Source organism: Vitiosangium sp. GDMCC 1.1324 (assembly GCF_003044305.1).
Taxonomy (GTDB): Bacteria; Myxococcota; Myxococcia; order Myxococcales; family Myxococcaceae; genus Archangium.
The window spans coordinates 465,126-480,490 of the sequence record NZ_PZOX01000004.1; the positions used below are offsets into that span (position 1 = coordinate 465,126).

Consider the following 15,365-nt stretch of genomic DNA (forward strand, 5'->3'; position numbering starts at 1 on the left):
CACCCGGGAGAGGAAGCGTCAGCCGGTGCGCGCCCTTCCCGGCACCGGCCCTCCGTTCTGGCCCGACTGGCGCGCGTCCCGAGGCAGGAGGACCGTGAAGGTCGTCCCCTCGTGCTCCGTGGAGCGCACCGTCACCTGGCCACCGTGGGCCTCCACGAGCTCGCGCACGATGAACAGCCCCAGTCCCAGCCCGCTGCCCCGCCCGCTCCGGCTTCCTCCCCCCTGGCGGAACGGGTCGAACAGCGTGGCCAGCTGGTGGCTCGGAATCGGCGCTCCCTGGTTGGAGATCTCCAACACCTGCCACTCCGGCTCGGTCTCGCAGCGCACGAAGATGGTCTCCTCGCGCGAGCCGTGCTCCAGCGCATTGCCCACCAGGTTGCTCACCACCTGTGCCAGGCGCTCTGGATCCCAGATGCCCTCGCCCTCCCCCTCGCCCCGAGTCTCCAGGACGATGCTCCGCCCCGGATGCGCCACCGTCAGCTCCTCCACCACCTGCTGGCAGACCGCGAGCAGGCTCGTGGGCTCCAGGTTCAGGGGAATCCCCCCGGACAGCCGCGCCCGCGTCAGGTCCAGGATGTCGGAAATCATGTTCCCCATGCGCGCCGCGCTCGCTTCTATCCGCTGCGCCAGCTGCTGGTGCGACTGGGACGGGCTGCGCCGCCGCAGCGCTCGCGCCGTCAGCGAGATGGCATTGAGGGGGTTGCGCAGGTCATGCCCCAGAATGCCGATGAAGCGCTCGCGGAACTGCGCCTCTTCCTGCATCCGCTCCACCGCGCGCTTGCGCTCGGTGATGTCCATCATCGAACCGATCATCCGCGAGGAGCCTCCCCTCGCGTCACGGGCCACCAGCCCCCGGTCCAGCACGTGCGCATACGTGCCATCCTTGCGCCGGAAGCGGTACTCGGCCATCCACGACTCCCCGCCCGACCCCACCACGTGGTCCAGGCTGCGCAGCACCACCTCCCGGTCCTCGGAGTGGATCTGCTCCGTCCACCACGACAGGCCCCCCATCTCCTCGGGCTGATAGCCCAACACCGAGACGGTCGCCTCGCCCCAGTGGATGTGGTCGCCGCCGAGCTTCCAGTCCCAGAGCAGATCATTCGTCGCCCACGCGGCCAGCCGGTAGCGCTCCTCGGCCTCGCGCAGCGCCGCCTGGGCGCGTTCGCGCTCGGTGATGTCCATCACCAGGCCCAGCATCCGCGTGGGCCGGCCCTCCTCCCGGTACGTCTGCCCCACCACCTCGTAGCAGTGCACCGAGCCGTCCGGCCATCGCCCTCGGAAGTGGAAGGTGTAGGGGCCCTCCGCGAGCAGCCCCAGCTCGAAGGACTCGGCGACTTGTGCCGGCTCCTCGGCGCACACGCGCTCCAGGAAGCACTCCAGGGTGTCCCCCGTCCCTCCCGAAGGCCGGCCGAAGAAGTCCTCCGCGTTGGGGGACCAGTGGATGGTGAGCCTCGCCTCCGACCACTCCCACGTCACCATCCGCGCCGTCTCCAGCGCCAACCGCAGGTGCTCCTCCCGCGCCCGCGTGGTCCGCTCCCGCTCCAGGGACTCGCGCAGCGAGCGCCGCTCCTCGTGCAGCTCGGTGATATCGGAGAGCCACAGCACGAGCCCCTCGCCGTGCTTCACCACCCGCGCCCGGTACCAGCGCCGTGCCTCGCTCACGCGGCCGTGCAGCTCAAGCTCGAAGGACAGCGGCTTGCCGCCATCCACCACCCCTCTCAGGACATCCCGCTCCGGCAGGCCCTCCACCGTGCGCCACGAGGACAGCGCGCGGCCCAGGCCCAGTTCCTTCACGAGCGCCTCGGCCGCCGGGTTGAGCGCCATCCACTGGAAGTCGATCAGCGCTCCGGCGTCATCCCGCACGGACTCCCACAGGATGCACGGGTCGGGACACTCCGCATGCAGCATCCAGGCAAGCTCGGGCCCTGGAACCCAGGATGAAGCCATGCAGTTCCCCCCGCACCTCCACCCTCCAGGCGGGGGCTGGGATGCCCGGGAGGTGGATGCGGCCGGGCAGTATGCCATGACCCACGGGTGTCGGCCATGACCTCCCGCCACGAGCCCGGGGGCGCCCCCAAGTGCCTGATTTCGGGCCGTGCCGGGGACGCCCGGGGCTTCAGTAGCGTCCCTTGAGGCCGAAGATGGGCAGCACGATGGGCACGCCCGTGGCCGACTTGCGCAGGGGCGCGCCCCCACCACCGATGTAGTCGAAGGCGACCACTTCCTGGCTGATCGTCACGTTGAGCATGTCCAGGTAGGCCTCGAGCGTGAAGGTGTCATAGGCCCACGCCTTGGACAGGCGGATGTCGAAGCGGAAGAAGGGCGGGAGCCGATCCACCTTGTCCCGGTCCACCCGCACCCAGGTCGGCTGGCCGGTGATGTCCGTGCCCTCCGTCTGCGTGCTGCTGGTGAGGTTGCCCGACTCTGGACGGCCGGAGTTGAAGTGCACCACGCCGCCCACGGTGATGTTGTTGGAGAACTTGTAGCTGAGCACCAGGTTGGCGACGTGCGTCTGATCGAAGACGTAGGGCAGGTCCCCCTCGGCCTGGCCCACGGGCTGGCCGTGCGCGTCGTAGCGGTTGAAGCGCACGTAGCGCGTGCTGCGCTGCAGCGAATAGGACAGCCAGCCGAACCAGTTGCCACCCAGCGGGCGGCGGATGAGCAATTCCAGGCCGTAGGACAGGCCATGGCTGCTCAGGTCCGGCAGCTTGACGTTGGGAATGGGGTTGTCCACCTGCGCCATCCCCCGCGTGAGGCCCCGGCCCCCGGTCGTCCCCGGGTCCGGCGTGGGAGGCGGCCTCCCGTTGCCCGGGTTTCCCCCGCTCCCGTCGGGGATGGACGGTGTCTCGAAGCTCGTGTCCTCGCTGCCAAAGGGTGTCAGCTCCACCGTGCGCAGCATCGGGTTGACGTAGCCATCCAGGCTCACGTCGAAGCCCCACAGGTTCTTGTACTCGGCGCCCGCGGAGATCTGCAGCGCCTGCTGCAGCCCCTGGTCCAGCGCGGCGATGTCGATGACGGGCACGCTGATGAGCGTGGTGGGCGGTTGGTGATAGAGGCCCACGCCCCCCTTGAGGGTGAGCGCGTCACTCATCTTCCGGCGCACGGACAGGCGCGGCTCCACCACGAGCTCGTTGACGCCTCCGGCCAGGTGGTAGTTGTCCAGGCGCACGCCGGGCACCAGCGTCCAGGGCGTGTCCTTCTCCCACAGCAACTCGGCCCACAAGCCGGTGAAGGTGGCGATCGCCACCGGCAGGTCGACCTTCACCTCATCGAAGGGGTCTCCCACCTCCGCGCGAGTGCGCTGATTGATGGAGACGAGCGCGCGCTTGTGGTCCACGTCCAGGCCGCTGCGCAGCGAGACGCCCTCGCTGAGCTTCCGCTCGTAGCCCAGTCGCGCGATGACGTCGCGCTGGTCGACGTTGAAGGTGCCGCCGCCGGTGACGGGGCTCTCGTTGGAGATGGCGAACCGGTCCAAGCCCAGCGTGACGCCGGCCTCCAGCTCGCCGCCGCCCACCGGGTGCCGGTAGCGCAGGTCCAGGCGGTGGAAGAGGATGGCCTGCAGCGCGGTGGTGCCGTTGTCCGTCTTCGCCTCCGCGCCAAAGGTGTCCGAGGAGCCGAAGGCGAAGAGGCGCAGCCGGCCCTGCCCCACCTCCTGCTCGACACGGGCCTGGTAGTCGTAGAAGTCCAGCACCAGCTTCGAGTCGTTCGCGCCAGGCGGCTGCAACGCGTTGGCCGCGAGGGCAATCACCCACGGCGTGTACGAGAGGCGGCCCGCCACCGAGACGTTGGTGCCGGTGGACTGGAAGGGGTACTCGATGAAGAGGCCCGCGTTGATGAAGTCCGCGTAGGCGCTGCCGTGGACGCGGTCATCTCGCGGCCGGGTCAGCTTGCCCTCCACCGCGCCACCGGTGAGCCGTCCGTACTGGGTGGACGGGTTGCCCGCGTAGAAGTCGATGGTGTCGATGAAGTCCGGGTGGATGACCGCGGGCCCGAGGAAGAGGTGGAAGAGGATGGGGACGCGGATGCCGTCGAGGAAGTAACCGGTGGAGGCTGGCTGGCTGCCGCGCACCACCGGGTAGGAAATCCCCGAGAGCATGCTGCTCACGCCGGGCATCAGCATCATCACCCGGAAGGGGTCTCCCATCGTCCCGGGAATCTCGCGCAGCTCCGCGTCGTGGAGCGTGACGCGGGACACCTCGGTGCGCTCGCGGTCCCCGCGCACCACCGTCTCGTAGGGGTTCACCACCAGCGGCTCCAGGCCGTACACCACCTCGAGCGCCTCGCCCTTGCGCACGTCCTCGACGAAGGCGCCGGGCTTGTGGCCGGGAGCGGTGATGCGCACCGTCTGGGTGCCCGGGGGCAGCCGCGCTTCGAAGCGGCCATCCGGCCCCGTCTCCACGGGCGAGTCTTTCGCCAGGTCCGACACGAGCACCGCGCCGGCCACCGGCTTGCGGTTGCCCTTGGTCCGTATCAGGCCTCGCAACGTGACGGGCGGCAGGGGCTGCTCCGCCGTGGCCATCGGCTGCTGGGGCGCCTCGAAGCGGTACTCGAACACGAGGCGCACCTGGACGGGCACGCCCTCCACCTTCGCCGGAGAGAAGCGCAGGCCGGGGGCGGCATGGAGCGCGGCGTCGTTGAGCAGCGGGTGCGAGCCTTCGAGAAGCCGGGCCTCGGCCACCTCGCCCTGCTCGTCCAGCAGCAGCTCCAGCCGCACCGTGCCCGCCACCGGCTGGGCGGCGAGCGCCTCGGGGTAGCGCGCGGGCGAGTCCGTCAGCAGTATGGGTGGCTCGAAGCGCGGCTGCGTGCCTCCGTCCGGGTCACCCGCCCCTTGCAGGGCAAAGCCTCCATCGGCGCGTTGGACGTCCACCTCCGTCTGCACCAGGCCCGCGTCGGGTGCACCGGCCCGGGGAACGTCCGGGAGGTTCTGCAGGCCAGGAGGCGTAGTGGGTGCCTGCGCACGAGCGGAGGAGAGGGGAAGCAACCCGGCCAGCACCAGGCCCAGGGCCACGCGGAGCCCCCACCACGCGTTCAACCGCCACTGCTCGTTCTTCATGTGCACCCGTCCGTGCGGCGAAGTGCCTCATGAGGCCAGCCCCCCTGAGGCAAGACAAGCCCTGACTACCACGGAGGGGCCTGTCTGCTCGCTAGCGCTTCTGCAACGCCGCGGCCACCAGGCCGATCAGCTTGAGCTGCGAGCCATCCAGCTTGCGCAGGGTGCGCATGAGGCGGCGCAATTCGGGCACCTCGTCGTACTCGGGCGGGGAGGACTCGGCCACCCACGTGGCCACCTCGCCGGTGTTCAGGCCCAGAAAGGTGTCCGAGGGTGTGCGCAGCGCGATGCACAGCCGGCGCAACGACGGCACACTGGGCAACATCCGCCCCCGCTCCAGCCGCCCGTACACCTCCGTCGCCAGCCCCACCCGCTCCGCCACGTCGGCCTGGGTCAGCCCCGCGCGCAGCCGCGACTCACGCGCGATCTCGCCCACGTTCGCTGCCAGCTTCCCGGTCGACGGTTGTCCCATGGTGGTTTTTTGGCTCTCGGAGAGGCGGCCCATCAGGCCATCTGCTTAGAGCCGGAGCGGAACCCGCGACAGGACAGGACGGGTAGTCGGGAAAACCTGGGACCCTAACGGTGCTCGGCGCAACGAGAGGAGCGATCACCGCGACCCCCTCGCCACCTGACGTCCGGTTCTAGAGGTGAACCGAACGCACCAGGTCATCTGTTCTGCCAGAGCCGACAGGTGACGGGATGACCATTCACGTCCTGCTTGGGACATGGGACCTGATTTTCGGCTTGCAAGAGCCCCCTGAATGTCCCTCTCTGGACGAATCCGGCCCGAACCCCCACGCCGGGTGGCTTTTGCTGCCCTGGAGTCCCCCCCATCGGTCCAGGAGCCAACCCTTGGCGAGGCCCGGCTCACATGTCTTCCCGGCCCCGAACACCCACCGTGCTATGGCGCGCCAGGGAACGGGAAGGACCGGAGGACCATGAGTGAAGGGCGTCACCCCGTCCTCGTCGTGGAGGACCATGCGGACAGCCGGGAGTTGCTCGCAGAGTTCCTCGAGGCGCTCGGCTACGAGGTGGAGGTGGCGGGCAACGGGCTGGAGGCACTCGAGCGGTTGAGGTGCGCGCCCCGGCCGATGGCCATGTTGCTGGATTTGATGATGCCGGTGATGAGCGGCTGGGAACTGATGCAGCACGTGCGCGGGGACCCGGCGTTGCGCTCGCTCCCGGTGGTGGTGGTGTCTGGCGCGGGCGCCTCCCAGGTCCTACCCGAGGGCATCCTCGGCGCCGTGCCCAAGCCGGTGGACCTGAACGCGCTGCGCGTCCTGCTCGAGACGGCCACTCGGCGCCGTTAGAGAGCGGCGTCGAGCATCTCCACCTGTTGCCGCGAGCGGTCCAGCCGGTAGCTGACCTGGATGCCAGAGGACAGCCGGAGCACGCCCACCTCGAGACCGCTGCGAGGCGGAGGCCGGGAGCCCTCGAGCCACTGAGAGAGCTCGCGGAGGATGCGGCCCCTCATGGCCGTGGGACAGTGCGACAGAAGGTATGACACCTGCTGCGACAGTGTGAACTGGAGGGCCATCTGCCCAAGCTGGGCATCCACACACAAAGCGGCAAGATTCGGAGCGCCTCGCGGCTCGCCCTTCTGTCGCCTTCTGGGCACGAAAGGGGAGGATCAGTGCAGAACCACGCGCCACACCTCGCCCCGCGTCAGGTCCACCCGGACCAGCCGCCCCGCCGTGTCGAAGAACAGCAGCTCACCATTCGGGAACCGCACCGACACCGGGTGCTCACCTTCGAAGAGGAACTGCGCGCGGACCCGCCCCCGCATCCGTTCCATCAGCCGCACCCCCACGCCCACCGGTGTGTGCTCCAGCGCCGCCATCCATTCCCCGCCGAGCACCAGTCCCGCCAGCGCCATCTCGGGCAGCGCGGGCAGCGGCACCAGACGCCCCCCGTAGGGACCTACCCACCGCACGCCGTCCGGAGCGAGCACCGTCAGGTCCCCATCCATTCGCAGCGAGAGATGCCATAGCGCCTCCACCTTCCCTCCGGACACCATCTGACGCGCGCGCAACGTGAGGTCCGGCAACGTGTAGCTCCAGCGCTCGATCTCCGCCTCCGGGGTGAGGGTGGCGAAGCTCAGCTCGGTCGGCCCCATCGCCAGCGCCAACACCTGCCCGCCCACCTGCGGCACCCGCCACAGCGCGCGAGGCTCCGCGGTGAGCACATCCACCGCCATCACCGCGTCGTCCACGGCGAGGAACCACAGGCTCCCGTCGTACATCGAGGCGAAGGCATCGGCACGCGTGTCGCACCACGGCTCGGCCCGGCGCCGGGTCAGGTCCAACCGCGACAGGCGCTTGAGCGTCCCGCGCGGCGCGAGCGCCAGCGCCCGGTCCTCGTGCACCGAGAGCACCAGCGAGAAGGCGGGCACGTCGAAGTGCGCCACGCACCGGCCGTCCCTCGTGACGAGCCGCGCCCCCGCCTCGCCGAGCGCCACCAGCATCCGCCCTCCGGACAGGGGCAGCACGTCGTAGATGGGCCAGGGCCCTCCCTCCCCCGCGTCGAAGACGTGGGCCACCGGGCGACCCTCGGACGGAAAGCCCCCGGGCTCGGGAAGCCGCGGCGACGGGGACACCGGGGGCAGGTCCGCGCGCAGCACCGGGTCTCCCGTCGCGAGCACGAAGCGCTCGATGTCCCTGTTCGTCGAGGGCACGAAGCCCGCCGCCCGATCCCTCAGCACCGCGCGCACCGCGGGCCCGAGCAGCACACGGCCCGGCTCCGCGTTCTTGTCGCGCTCCACCTCCTGGGTCAGCGCTCCGGCGAAGGCCAGGCGCGCGGGGGCTCCCTCCGCGTCGTCCGCGTCCAGGAGCGCGAGCGCACGCGCCTTCACCATCTCGAAGTGCTCGGGAACAGCGACGGCCCTGCGCGCCAGCATCCGGGCCCCACTGACACCTCCCGCCTCCGAGCCCCGCTCGAGCCACGCCCGGGCGAGCTGCCGCGCGTCCTCCAGCGGCCACACCGCCTCCACCGCGCGCGCGTAGTCCCCTGACTGCGCGAGCACCTCGCCCCAGAGGAGCCGCAACACTCGCGCCTCGGATGGGTGCGTGCGCTCCAGCCTCAGCACCGCGTCCGCGAAGGCTCCCCGGCTCCGCGCGATGTCCACCGCCCGTGCCACGTCCTTCGCCAGCACCCACTGCCGCACCACCAACCCTGGCGCCAGCTTGCGGCCCTCGGCCAGCTCCGCCGCCAACCTCAGCCGCCCGTGCCGCTCCAGGAAGGAGACGGCCTCCTCTTCCTCGTTCAGCAGCTCGGCGAGGACGAAGGCCGCTTCCTCGATGCGCCCCTCGCGCTTGAGCTTCTCGAAGGCCGCCCGGTAGCGCTCGCGCAGCGCGTTGTACACGGCCTCGCCGCCGCCGAAGACGCGGCCCCCTCCACCCTGACGAGGCTGGATGTCGAGCCGCTCCCGGGGGCCGGGCAGCCCGAGCGACACCCTCGCCTGCTCCGTCATGCCGCCCTTCGACAGGGGGATGGCGTAGCGCAGCGCCTCGTCCAGGTTCCCTCCATCCAGCATGTCGAAGAGCCGCCGCACGTACTCCGCTTTACGCCGGCCCAGTAGCGGGCCCAGGGGCGTGGAGGTGGCGAGCCACTCGGCGAGCCGGGACAGGAGCCCCGGACCCGAGGGCGGAGGAGGCGGCGGTGCGGAGGGTGCCTTGGCGGGCGCGGAGGAGGTGGCGGACCCGGGACCGCGAAGTGAGGCCAGCACCGATAGGAGCGGCGCCAACATGCGGCCCAGGAACGAGGGCATCGCGAGGCTTCGGGTTCCACTGGCGTTGGCGGAGGTCTTGCCGCCACTCCCGCGCAGCCACGCACCGAGCCGGCTCAGGAGCGAAGCACGCGCGGGGGCCGCGGAATCCACGGTCGCCGCGCCGGGCCGCTGGGTCTCCCCACGCCACCAGGACCGGAGCCTGTCGAGCAGCCCCGGCTTGCGAGGCGCGGCGCTCGCCGGAACGGGCCGCCCCTCCATCCGGGCCCTCATCACCTCGGCCTCGGGAGCGGGGGCTCCGAGCCCGAAGCTGGCGCGTGTGGGCGCTGCGACAGGCACGAGCGTGGCCACGGGTGGCGGCGGCGCCCCGAGTCCCTCCACGGGCACCACGTCCCAGCCCGACACGTCGAGCCACGCGGACATGTCCACCCGCCGCGAGGCCTCGAGCGGATGCACCTCCACCCTCCCCGCGCGCACCAGCACGACGGCCCCTTCGGTGGGCGCCAAGCGCTCGCGCTCGGACGTGGTGAGAGGAGCGGAGAGCAGGACACCGCCCTCCAACGTGAAGGGCAGTCCCGGCGCCGAGGCACAGTCCATCCAGCGTGGGGCCGGCAACCGCAGCAGGAAGCCTCCGGCGAGCGCGTACACGCCCGCTCCCGGCGTCCACGCGGCCAGCACGCGCCGGCGCGCCTCCGCCTCGCCGAGGAGCGAGGGGTCGAACCAGAGCGCCACGCCCTCCACCGAGCCACGGTGGACATGGGCGCGAGGCCGCGGAGTTCTCGCGGTGCTCATCGCTTTCCTCCCGGGACGGAGCGGAAGACGAGGGCCCGGTGCTGGAAGCTCCACACCCCCACCTCCCCCGTCTCCGTGAGCCAGGCCAGGAGGGGCTGGGAATGGCTGAGCGTCGCGGTGACGACCCGGGCTGGAGCATCCACCAGACGCTCGGCGATGCCTTTCTGAGCCAACAGGGAGAATCCGCGCTGGTCCTGCCCCAACACCACCAGTCCCGGCCAGCTCACCATGCCCGGCAGCCAGGGGGCCAATCCCACCACCCACGTCCTCGGGGGTGGAGACAGGTCCGTGCTCCTCGGGCTCCGGTGCTCCTGGTCCAGGTAGCGCAGGTCGTACAGCACCCGCCAGTGCACGGACTGGTGGCGCACCATGAGAGGACCCGCCTCGCCGTCGGCCATGTCCTTCTTATGGCCGAAGTACGCCGCTCCATCCCCTCCCATCTGCATGGGTCGCTGCCAGGACTTCGCGGGCGTCCAGAACCCGAGCTGCAACCCGTCCTCGTCCGCCGAGTCCGGCGGGTGCCGGGCCACATAGAAGAGGGAGCCATTGCGCTCGGCCAGCGCGGTCACACCCTGGGCGATGGGGAGGACGGAGCGGTCCGCCGACTCACGCCCATCGAGCCGGTAGAGCACACCCGCGGCATCCAACAGGACCACGATCTCTCGGCCCATATGCGACTGGGTCATCGCCTGCAACGGGCGCTCCTCCGGGCTCCATTGCATCCGAGGTGGAGCGATCCCCTCGGGCAGGGGAAAGGGCACGAAGCGGCCCTTGTGGTAGCCCTTCAATGAGCCATACACGCGCAGGGTGCGCCCACACAGCGTCACGGCAATCAACCCGCCGCTGCGGCGCCAGCCCACGGCCAGCAGGGCCTCGTCGCGCACGAGGTGGAAGCGCTTGGGCCTGGGCGTGGTGGCGCGAGGAGACTGGGGAAGCGCCTGCGCCGCGACACTGCCGTCATTGTGCGCCAGCAGCAACCGCAGCCCATCCGCGGAGAAGCCGAGGGCGCGGACAGCGCTGGCGCTCGAGTCCAGCACTGGAGCGGCGACGGCGGTACCAAAGGGGTCGCGCAGCAACCGCACGCACTGGGGCGCGGGCGGCAGCTCCAGCACCACCTGACGCGAGGGCCGGGACGCGGGCCGCACCTCCACCGAGAGCCGCCGGGCGCCGGGAGCCACCACCTCGTCCACGGCCACGCGGGACAGCCGCTCGGTGCCGGGGAGCCGCGACAGCCGCGCGCCACCCACCAACCACACGTCGTCGGGAGCGTGACCCAGCTCGAGCGCCTCGAACCATCCGGAGAGCTGCGCCTGCGTGGGAGGCTCGGCGCTGACGGCCTTCAGCCAACGGCCGATGGCGGCGGCATCGACGCTGGAGAAGGGCACCGTCTGGGGAGAAGACTGGAGCACCGCCCACGAGAAGCCCGCGCCCGCGGCCTCGGCACGCCGGGCGAGCACCACCAGCAGCGCCAGGTGCGCGATACGGGGCGAGCCGAACTGATCCGGCCCGGCATCCAGCAGGGCCACGGTGCGGCGTCCACCCTGGGGCTGGCGGTAGGCGGGCCGGAGGTAGGCCTGCTCGCCGAAGGCCGCGCGGCGCACGAACTCGTCCGGGGCCTCGAGGGCCATGAGCCACTCGCTCATCAGCAGCCGCTCGGGCGAACCGCGCCGGGTGAGGCCGTCATAGCCCTGGAGCTCGCCGCCCTCCATCTCGTTGCGAGCGCGCAGGGGGCCGAGCGCCGCGGCCAGCCGGGCGACATGGGCACCCACGCTGAGGGCCAGGTCCTCCGGGAAGAGGGACAGGTGCGCCGCCCAGGGACGCAGCGCCTCGGGTAGCGCGCTCATGGGGCCTCCTGCTTCGCCAACCATGCGCCGAGGGTGACGCGGGAGACGGGACGCGCCGCGCCCACGGGCACGAGGTGCGCCGAGCGGGGCAGCACGGCGAGCGGCGTCCCCGCGCGGGCCCGGGTAACGAGCGCGCGCTCGAGCAGCGAGGGAGCCACGTCCGGAGCGAGCGTGCACGGCAGCAGCAGCGAGGGCGCCGCCGCGTCACGCCCGAGGTAGACGACACCATCCACCCACGGGAGCGACTCCGTGTCGCCGAGCAGCACCAGCACGCCTGGCCCGGCCACACCACTCCACCGGGCGAGCACCCCATCCTCCACCGCCAGCGCGCGGCGCGCGAGCGCGAGCGCCACCGGCCCCACGCCCGCCACCGCGAGCGCGGGCAGCGGTTGGGCCCGAGGACTCCAGACGGGCGAGAAGTGTGGGTCGGGACTCAACGGGCTCGCCACGGGACGAAGCCTACCGCACCTGAGCACCGGTTGCCGGCATCGGGGGCAGCCGGTGCGAGTCCCGGCTTCGGACAAAGGCCGGACGGCTCGCTCCACGCGAAGCAGGACATCACCACCGCGGCGCACCACCGCGGGTTGTCCTCACGGCACCGAAGTGCGGCAGTGCCATGGGAGGAGGGCTGGAGGCCCGTCAGTCCAGGAAGCGGCGGTCCCAGCGCAGCAGCTCCTCGGGGAGCGGGCGGCCGAACATCGACTTGCGTTGATAGAGGTAGGGCTCGAGGAGCCGGGCGAGCGCGCGGTGCAGGGGAAGCGTCTGGCCCACCTCCATGTCCCCCACCTCCGGCCGCTCTCCCAGCGTGATGAGCACGCGGTCTCCGCTCATCTCCTGGAGGGAGAAGCCTGGAAGCGTCAGACGCTCGCGCAGGCCGGACATACCGCCGAGCTTCCCGAGCACCGGCTGCCCGAGGAAGTTCATCCAGTGGATGCCCTCCACCCAGGTGTTCACGTTCATGGTGGCCCCGCTCGAAGCGAGATGCACTCCCTGGTAACGCGGGCGGATGAGCTTGAGGGCTTCGACCGAATCCGCGCGAGACGAGCAAAGGACGAAGTCCACATACCCCGAGCTGAAGGGGAGCTCCGCCGCCAGCTCGAGGGCGAGCACACGAACGTGCTTCGGGCCCCACTCTTCCAGGTACTCCGTGGGCAGGCGCAAGTACAGGACGCAGACATCATCCTTCCGCTCTGGCCAGGGGAGTGGGACAGAGGACAATCCCCGGTAGTCCACATGGAGGTCATCCACTCCTCCCTTGCCCTCCAGCATCAGGGTGCCACTCCTGTCGGGCCCCGCCTCCAGGGTCTTCTTGCGGGTCCTTTCCCAGGAAGCGTCATCGAGCGGCTCGGCTTGCCCATCACCCGTATTGTTCCAGGCAAGCCGGTAGGGCCGTATCCGTTCCCGGAAGAGTTCCACGGCACGAATGATGGCAGGTGCGATCCGCTCGTTGGGATGCGGCATGTAGAAGCACATGAGCAGGGCATCGCTCGCACCCAGCCAGCCGCGCTTGTTGTGGTACCGCAACCTCGGGTAGCGCATTATGGGCCTCTCGTTCTACTTGTTCCTCGGTATTGATACTCCCCACCGCGGAGATACGAGCAAGGGCTCTACCCCGAGGGCGTCTTCATAGACATCTCCCTGTGACTGATCCTCCCAGCGAGTCCCTTCCCCGTACGTATCCCAATTAGCACCATTGGTCTCCGGACACGGGAACTTGAGATCGTACACGTGGATGATGAAGCCATTCTCATCCAGGATGACGATGTCCGGCTCGATGGTTCCCCTCAGACCCGACCAGCCCTCCTTCGACAGAATCTGACTCATCATGTTCTCGTCCATGTGCTTCCATGTCCCCGTCTTCGGGTCGACATAGAAGCGGGGGCGGAGCCAGTAGTTCTTCTGCGGCAACAGTTTGTCCAGTGCCTCGCGCAGGCATGACCAGGACTCCTCGTGCTTGAAAAGCCCCAGGTAGGCGGCCCACGTCGTCTGTTCGCCGAGCTTGATCTGCTGGCACTGCTCCCAAGTCGGGCTCTTTCCCTTGAAATGATAGGCGTTGACCTGCTGATCCGCCTTGCGGGCGCACCGCACGATGGCCTTTTCGACCTTCTTGCGCAGATCCGATGCCAGTTCCACGCCCCGCTGCTCAGCGGAGCCGATGCGCACGGACTGCCCCGCCATGGCCACAGCAACGCCGCCAGCGATGATCTTGAGCGGCACGGAGGGAGTCCGCCCGAGGGCTTCGGCGGCCTCCGCCTCCTCCATGGCCCGCGCGATCTCGGACGAGCCGGTGCAGCGCTCCCACTGAGTGGGGAAACGCTTGAGACAGCACTCCGGGGTCAGGTCCCGTGGACCACACTCCGCAACCACCTCGACGGGTACCGATTCCGCCCAACACCCCGCCTGGAGCACGGCCAGGAGCACCAGCAGCCGCACGACCCCAATCTTCGCGGTATGAAGCATGGAAGCGACTATAGAGGACACCATGAAGGAGACAGAGGGCACGGGGGTGGAACCCGGGAGCGAGCAGCCACCCGCGGCAGAGGAAGAGCGCGTGCGGCACTGGCCGCGCCGTCGGCTGTTGCGGTGGGCCCTGGGGCTGGTGCCCATCGCGGCGGGCGGTGGGTGGGCCTCGTTCCATTGGCTGGGCGCCCCCACGAGGCGCGTGGAGGACGACAGCGGGGAGCCAGATGGGCCGGTGGACGGGTATCGCGCGGAGGCGGGGCTGGAGCGAGGGGGACCGCCAGATGGCGCGCCGGACGCGCGGACAGTGGCCGCACAGTTTACCCAGGAGGGCGCCTGGGCATGTTTCGCCCGCCACCCGAGCGCGAATGGCTATCTGGTCTATGCGCTCAAGGCCGTCGAGTCCTATGCGCCCGCCGAGCTGGTGTACTCGTGCTGGGCCATGGAAGAAGGCAAGTGGGACCTGGCGCGGAAGAACCTCTCGTCCCCCGTGCTGCGGGACACCCCGGAGGCACGTCTGCTGCTCGAGCTGGCCGAGCGCCGCTCCCGGTCACCTGATTGGCGGCATGCCTTCTTCGAGGCCTGGAACGCGCTCGGGCGGCCGGACTTCAGCAAGAGTCCCCTGCTCCCCGAGCCTCTGAACGACGAAGTCATCCTCCCCTTCGTCCACGGGGACCTCGAGTCGCTCGACGAGCCACGGCGCCTGCCGCTGGTGACGGTGGTGCCGGATGAGCAGGCGTCCCGCCCGGAGTGGGGACTCCCCCAGGTGCGCGCCAGCACCTCCGTGCCCCTCCTCATGGCCCTGCGCGAGCGGTTGCTCGTGCTCCCTGCGCGAATGCCGGCACGCCAGCGGCTGCTGCCCACGGTGGAGGAGCGGCTCGGGCAGCTCGCCGGCGCCTCCCCTCGGACCCTCCAGCTCGCCCTGCACTCCTTCCTGACGGGCCGTCCGCCCGAGGCCCCCCTCGAGCGCCGCGACCTGGAGACACTCGAAACGCTCGTCACCCTCGAATGGAAGCAGCCCTCGAGCGAGCGCTTCTTCCTGGAGATGCGCGAGCGCTTCGAGGGGATGATGCTCCTGCCCGGTCACCATGCCTGGCTGTTGGCCTCCTGGGCCCAGGGGGTGTCACTGGGCCGGGAGTTGCTGCGGCGCGCCCGGGACAGCGCGGCGCACCTGAACGAGGACGAGCGGCGGTGGTTGGGGCGGCTGCTGTGGGAAACAGGGACACGCCTGCGTGAGCAGCGCTCGCGCCTGGAGCTGGAAACGGGGTTGAAGCTGCAGATGTACGGCTCCGAGCTGACGGGGCACAGCCCGACCCGGATGGACAGCATCGGCCTGTGGGTCGAGCTGGGACAGTGGGAGGAAGCGCTGAAGCGGGCGGCCTGGTATCGCTGGCCCTTGGCCTCGCTGCAGGAGGAGTCCTGTGAGCCCAGGGCCCGCGACGAGCACGCCTGGCTGAAGGCCTTCGCGGGCAAGGGCGAGCTGCCCTGAGGCAGC

At 70.4% G+C, this 15,365-nt stretch carries 11 protein-coding genes; 2 read left to right on the forward strand and 9 right to left on the reverse strand.

The features are described from left to right. Positions 1–18: 18 nt before the first annotated feature. The 3 genes from DAT35_RS59915 to DAT35_RS14695 form a co-directional block, all read right to left on the reverse strand. Complete coding sequence (locus tag DAT35_RS59915; RefSeq protein WP_199242890.1) at positions 19–1,947, reverse strand: PAS domain-containing protein; 1,929 nt, start codon at positions 1,945–1,947, stop codon at positions 19–21. 169 nt (positions 1,948–2,116) lie between these two features. Continuing rightward, on the reverse strand, positions 2,117–5,053 hold the full coding sequence (locus DAT35_RS14690) for a TonB family protein (RefSeq protein WP_108067610.1): 2,937 nt from the start codon (positions 5,051–5,053) through the stop codon (positions 2,117–2,119). A gap of 91 nt (positions 5,054–5,144) precedes the next feature. Further along, positions 5,145–5,522, reverse strand: coding sequence for a helix-turn-helix transcriptional regulator (locus DAT35_RS14695; protein WP_108067611.1), 378 nt, complete (start codon positions 5,520–5,522; stop codon positions 5,145–5,147). 466 nt (positions 5,523–5,988) lie between these two features. Here DAT35_RS14695 and DAT35_RS14700 point away from each other — a divergent pair, with 466 nt between their 5' ends. Then, complete coding sequence (locus tag DAT35_RS14700; RefSeq protein ID WP_108067612.1) at positions 5,989–6,360, forward strand: response regulator; 372 nt, start codon at positions 5,989–5,991, stop codon at positions 6,358–6,360. Here DAT35_RS14700 and DAT35_RS14705 read toward each other — a convergent pair. The 6 genes from DAT35_RS14705 to DAT35_RS14730 all read right to left on the reverse strand — a co-directional run bounded on the left by DAT35_RS14705 (position 6,357) and on the right by DAT35_RS14730 (position 13,870). Continuing rightward, on the reverse strand, positions 6,357–6,587 hold the full coding sequence (locus DAT35_RS14705) for a hypothetical protein (RefSeq protein WP_108067613.1): 231 nt from the start codon (positions 6,585–6,587) through the stop codon (positions 6,357–6,359). The two genes, DAT35_RS14700 and DAT35_RS14705, sit on opposite strands and share 4 nt — an antisense overlap. Positions 6,588–6,680: 93 nt before the next feature. Continuing rightward, complete coding sequence (locus tag DAT35_RS14710; protein WP_108067614.1) at positions 6,681–9,566, reverse strand: bpX6 domain-containing protein; 2,886 nt, start codon at positions 9,564–9,566, stop codon at positions 6,681–6,683. After that, a complete protein-coding gene (locus tag DAT35_RS14715) occupies positions 9,563–11,410 on the reverse strand; it encodes a hypothetical protein (RefSeq protein ID WP_108067615.1) in 1,848 nt (615 codons plus the stop codon). The genes DAT35_RS14710 and DAT35_RS14715 overlap by 4 nt, the downstream gene beginning before the upstream one ends. Continuing rightward, positions 11,407–11,847, reverse strand: a complete 441-nt coding sequence (locus DAT35_RS14720; RefSeq protein ID WP_233261482.1) for a hypothetical protein — start codon at positions 11,845–11,847, stop codon at positions 11,407–11,409. Before DAT35_RS14720 ends, DAT35_RS14715 begins: the two co-directional genes overlap by 4 nt. A 202-nt stretch (positions 11,848–12,049) precedes the next feature. Further along, the gene (locus DAT35_RS14725; RefSeq protein WP_108067617.1) at positions 12,050–12,949 is read right to left on the reverse strand and encodes a type VI immunity family protein; all 900 of its coding nucleotides are present in this window, start codon (positions 12,947–12,949) and stop codon (positions 12,050–12,052) included. A gap of 15 nt (positions 12,950–12,964) precedes the next feature. Then, positions 12,965–13,870, reverse strand: a complete 906-nt coding sequence (locus tag DAT35_RS14730) for a hypothetical protein (RefSeq protein ID WP_146209713.1) — start codon at positions 13,868–13,870, stop codon at positions 12,965–12,967. A 22-nt stretch (positions 13,871–13,892) separates the two neighbouring features. Between DAT35_RS14730 and DAT35_RS14735 the strand changes: the two genes are divergently transcribed. Further along, entirely contained in the window at positions 13,893–15,359 is a 1,467-nt protein-coding gene (locus DAT35_RS14735) for a hypothetical protein (RefSeq protein ID WP_108067619.1), read from the forward strand. Positions 15,360–15,365 lie beyond the last annotated feature (6 nt).

Excerpts from the sequence above, each read along its gene's own strand:
- DAT35_RS59915 (WP_199242890.1), bottom strand. The coding sequence starts at position 1,947 with ATGGCTTCATCCTGGGTTCCAGGGCCCGAGCTTGCCTGGATGCTGCAT.
- DAT35_RS14690 (WP_108067610.1), bottom strand. The coding sequence starts at position 5,053 with ATGAAGAACGAGCAGTGGCGGTTGAACGCGTGGTGGGGGCTCCGCGTG.
- DAT35_RS14695 (WP_108067611.1), bottom strand. The coding sequence starts at position 5,522 with ATGGGACAACCGTCGACCGGGAAGCTGGCAGCGAACGTGGGCGAGATC.
- DAT35_RS14700 (WP_108067612.1), top strand. The coding sequence starts at position 5,989 with ATGAGTGAAGGGCGTCACCCCGTCCTCGTCGTGGAGGACCATGCGGAC.
- DAT35_RS14705 (WP_108067613.1), bottom strand. The coding sequence starts at position 6,587 with ATGGCCCTCCAGTTCACACTGTCGCAGCAGGTGTCATACCTTCTGTCG.
- DAT35_RS14710 (WP_108067614.1), bottom strand. The coding sequence starts at position 9,566 with ATGAGCACCGCGAGAACTCCGCGGCCTCGCGCCCATGTCCACCGTGGC.
- DAT35_RS14715 (WP_108067615.1), bottom strand. The coding sequence starts at position 11,410 with ATGAGCGCGCTACCCGAGGCGCTGCGTCCCTGGGCGGCGCACCTGTCC.
- DAT35_RS14725 (WP_108067617.1), bottom strand. The coding sequence starts at position 12,949 with ATGCGCTACCCGAGGTTGCGGTACCACAACAAGCGCGGCTGGCTGGGT.
- DAT35_RS14730 (WP_146209713.1), bottom strand. The coding sequence starts at position 13,870 with ATGCTTCATACCGCGAAGATTGGGGTCGTGCGGCTGCTGGTGCTCCTG.
- DAT35_RS14735 (WP_108067619.1), top strand. The coding sequence starts at position 13,893 with ATGAAGGAGACAGAGGGCACGGGGGTGGAACCCGGGAGCGAGCAGCCA.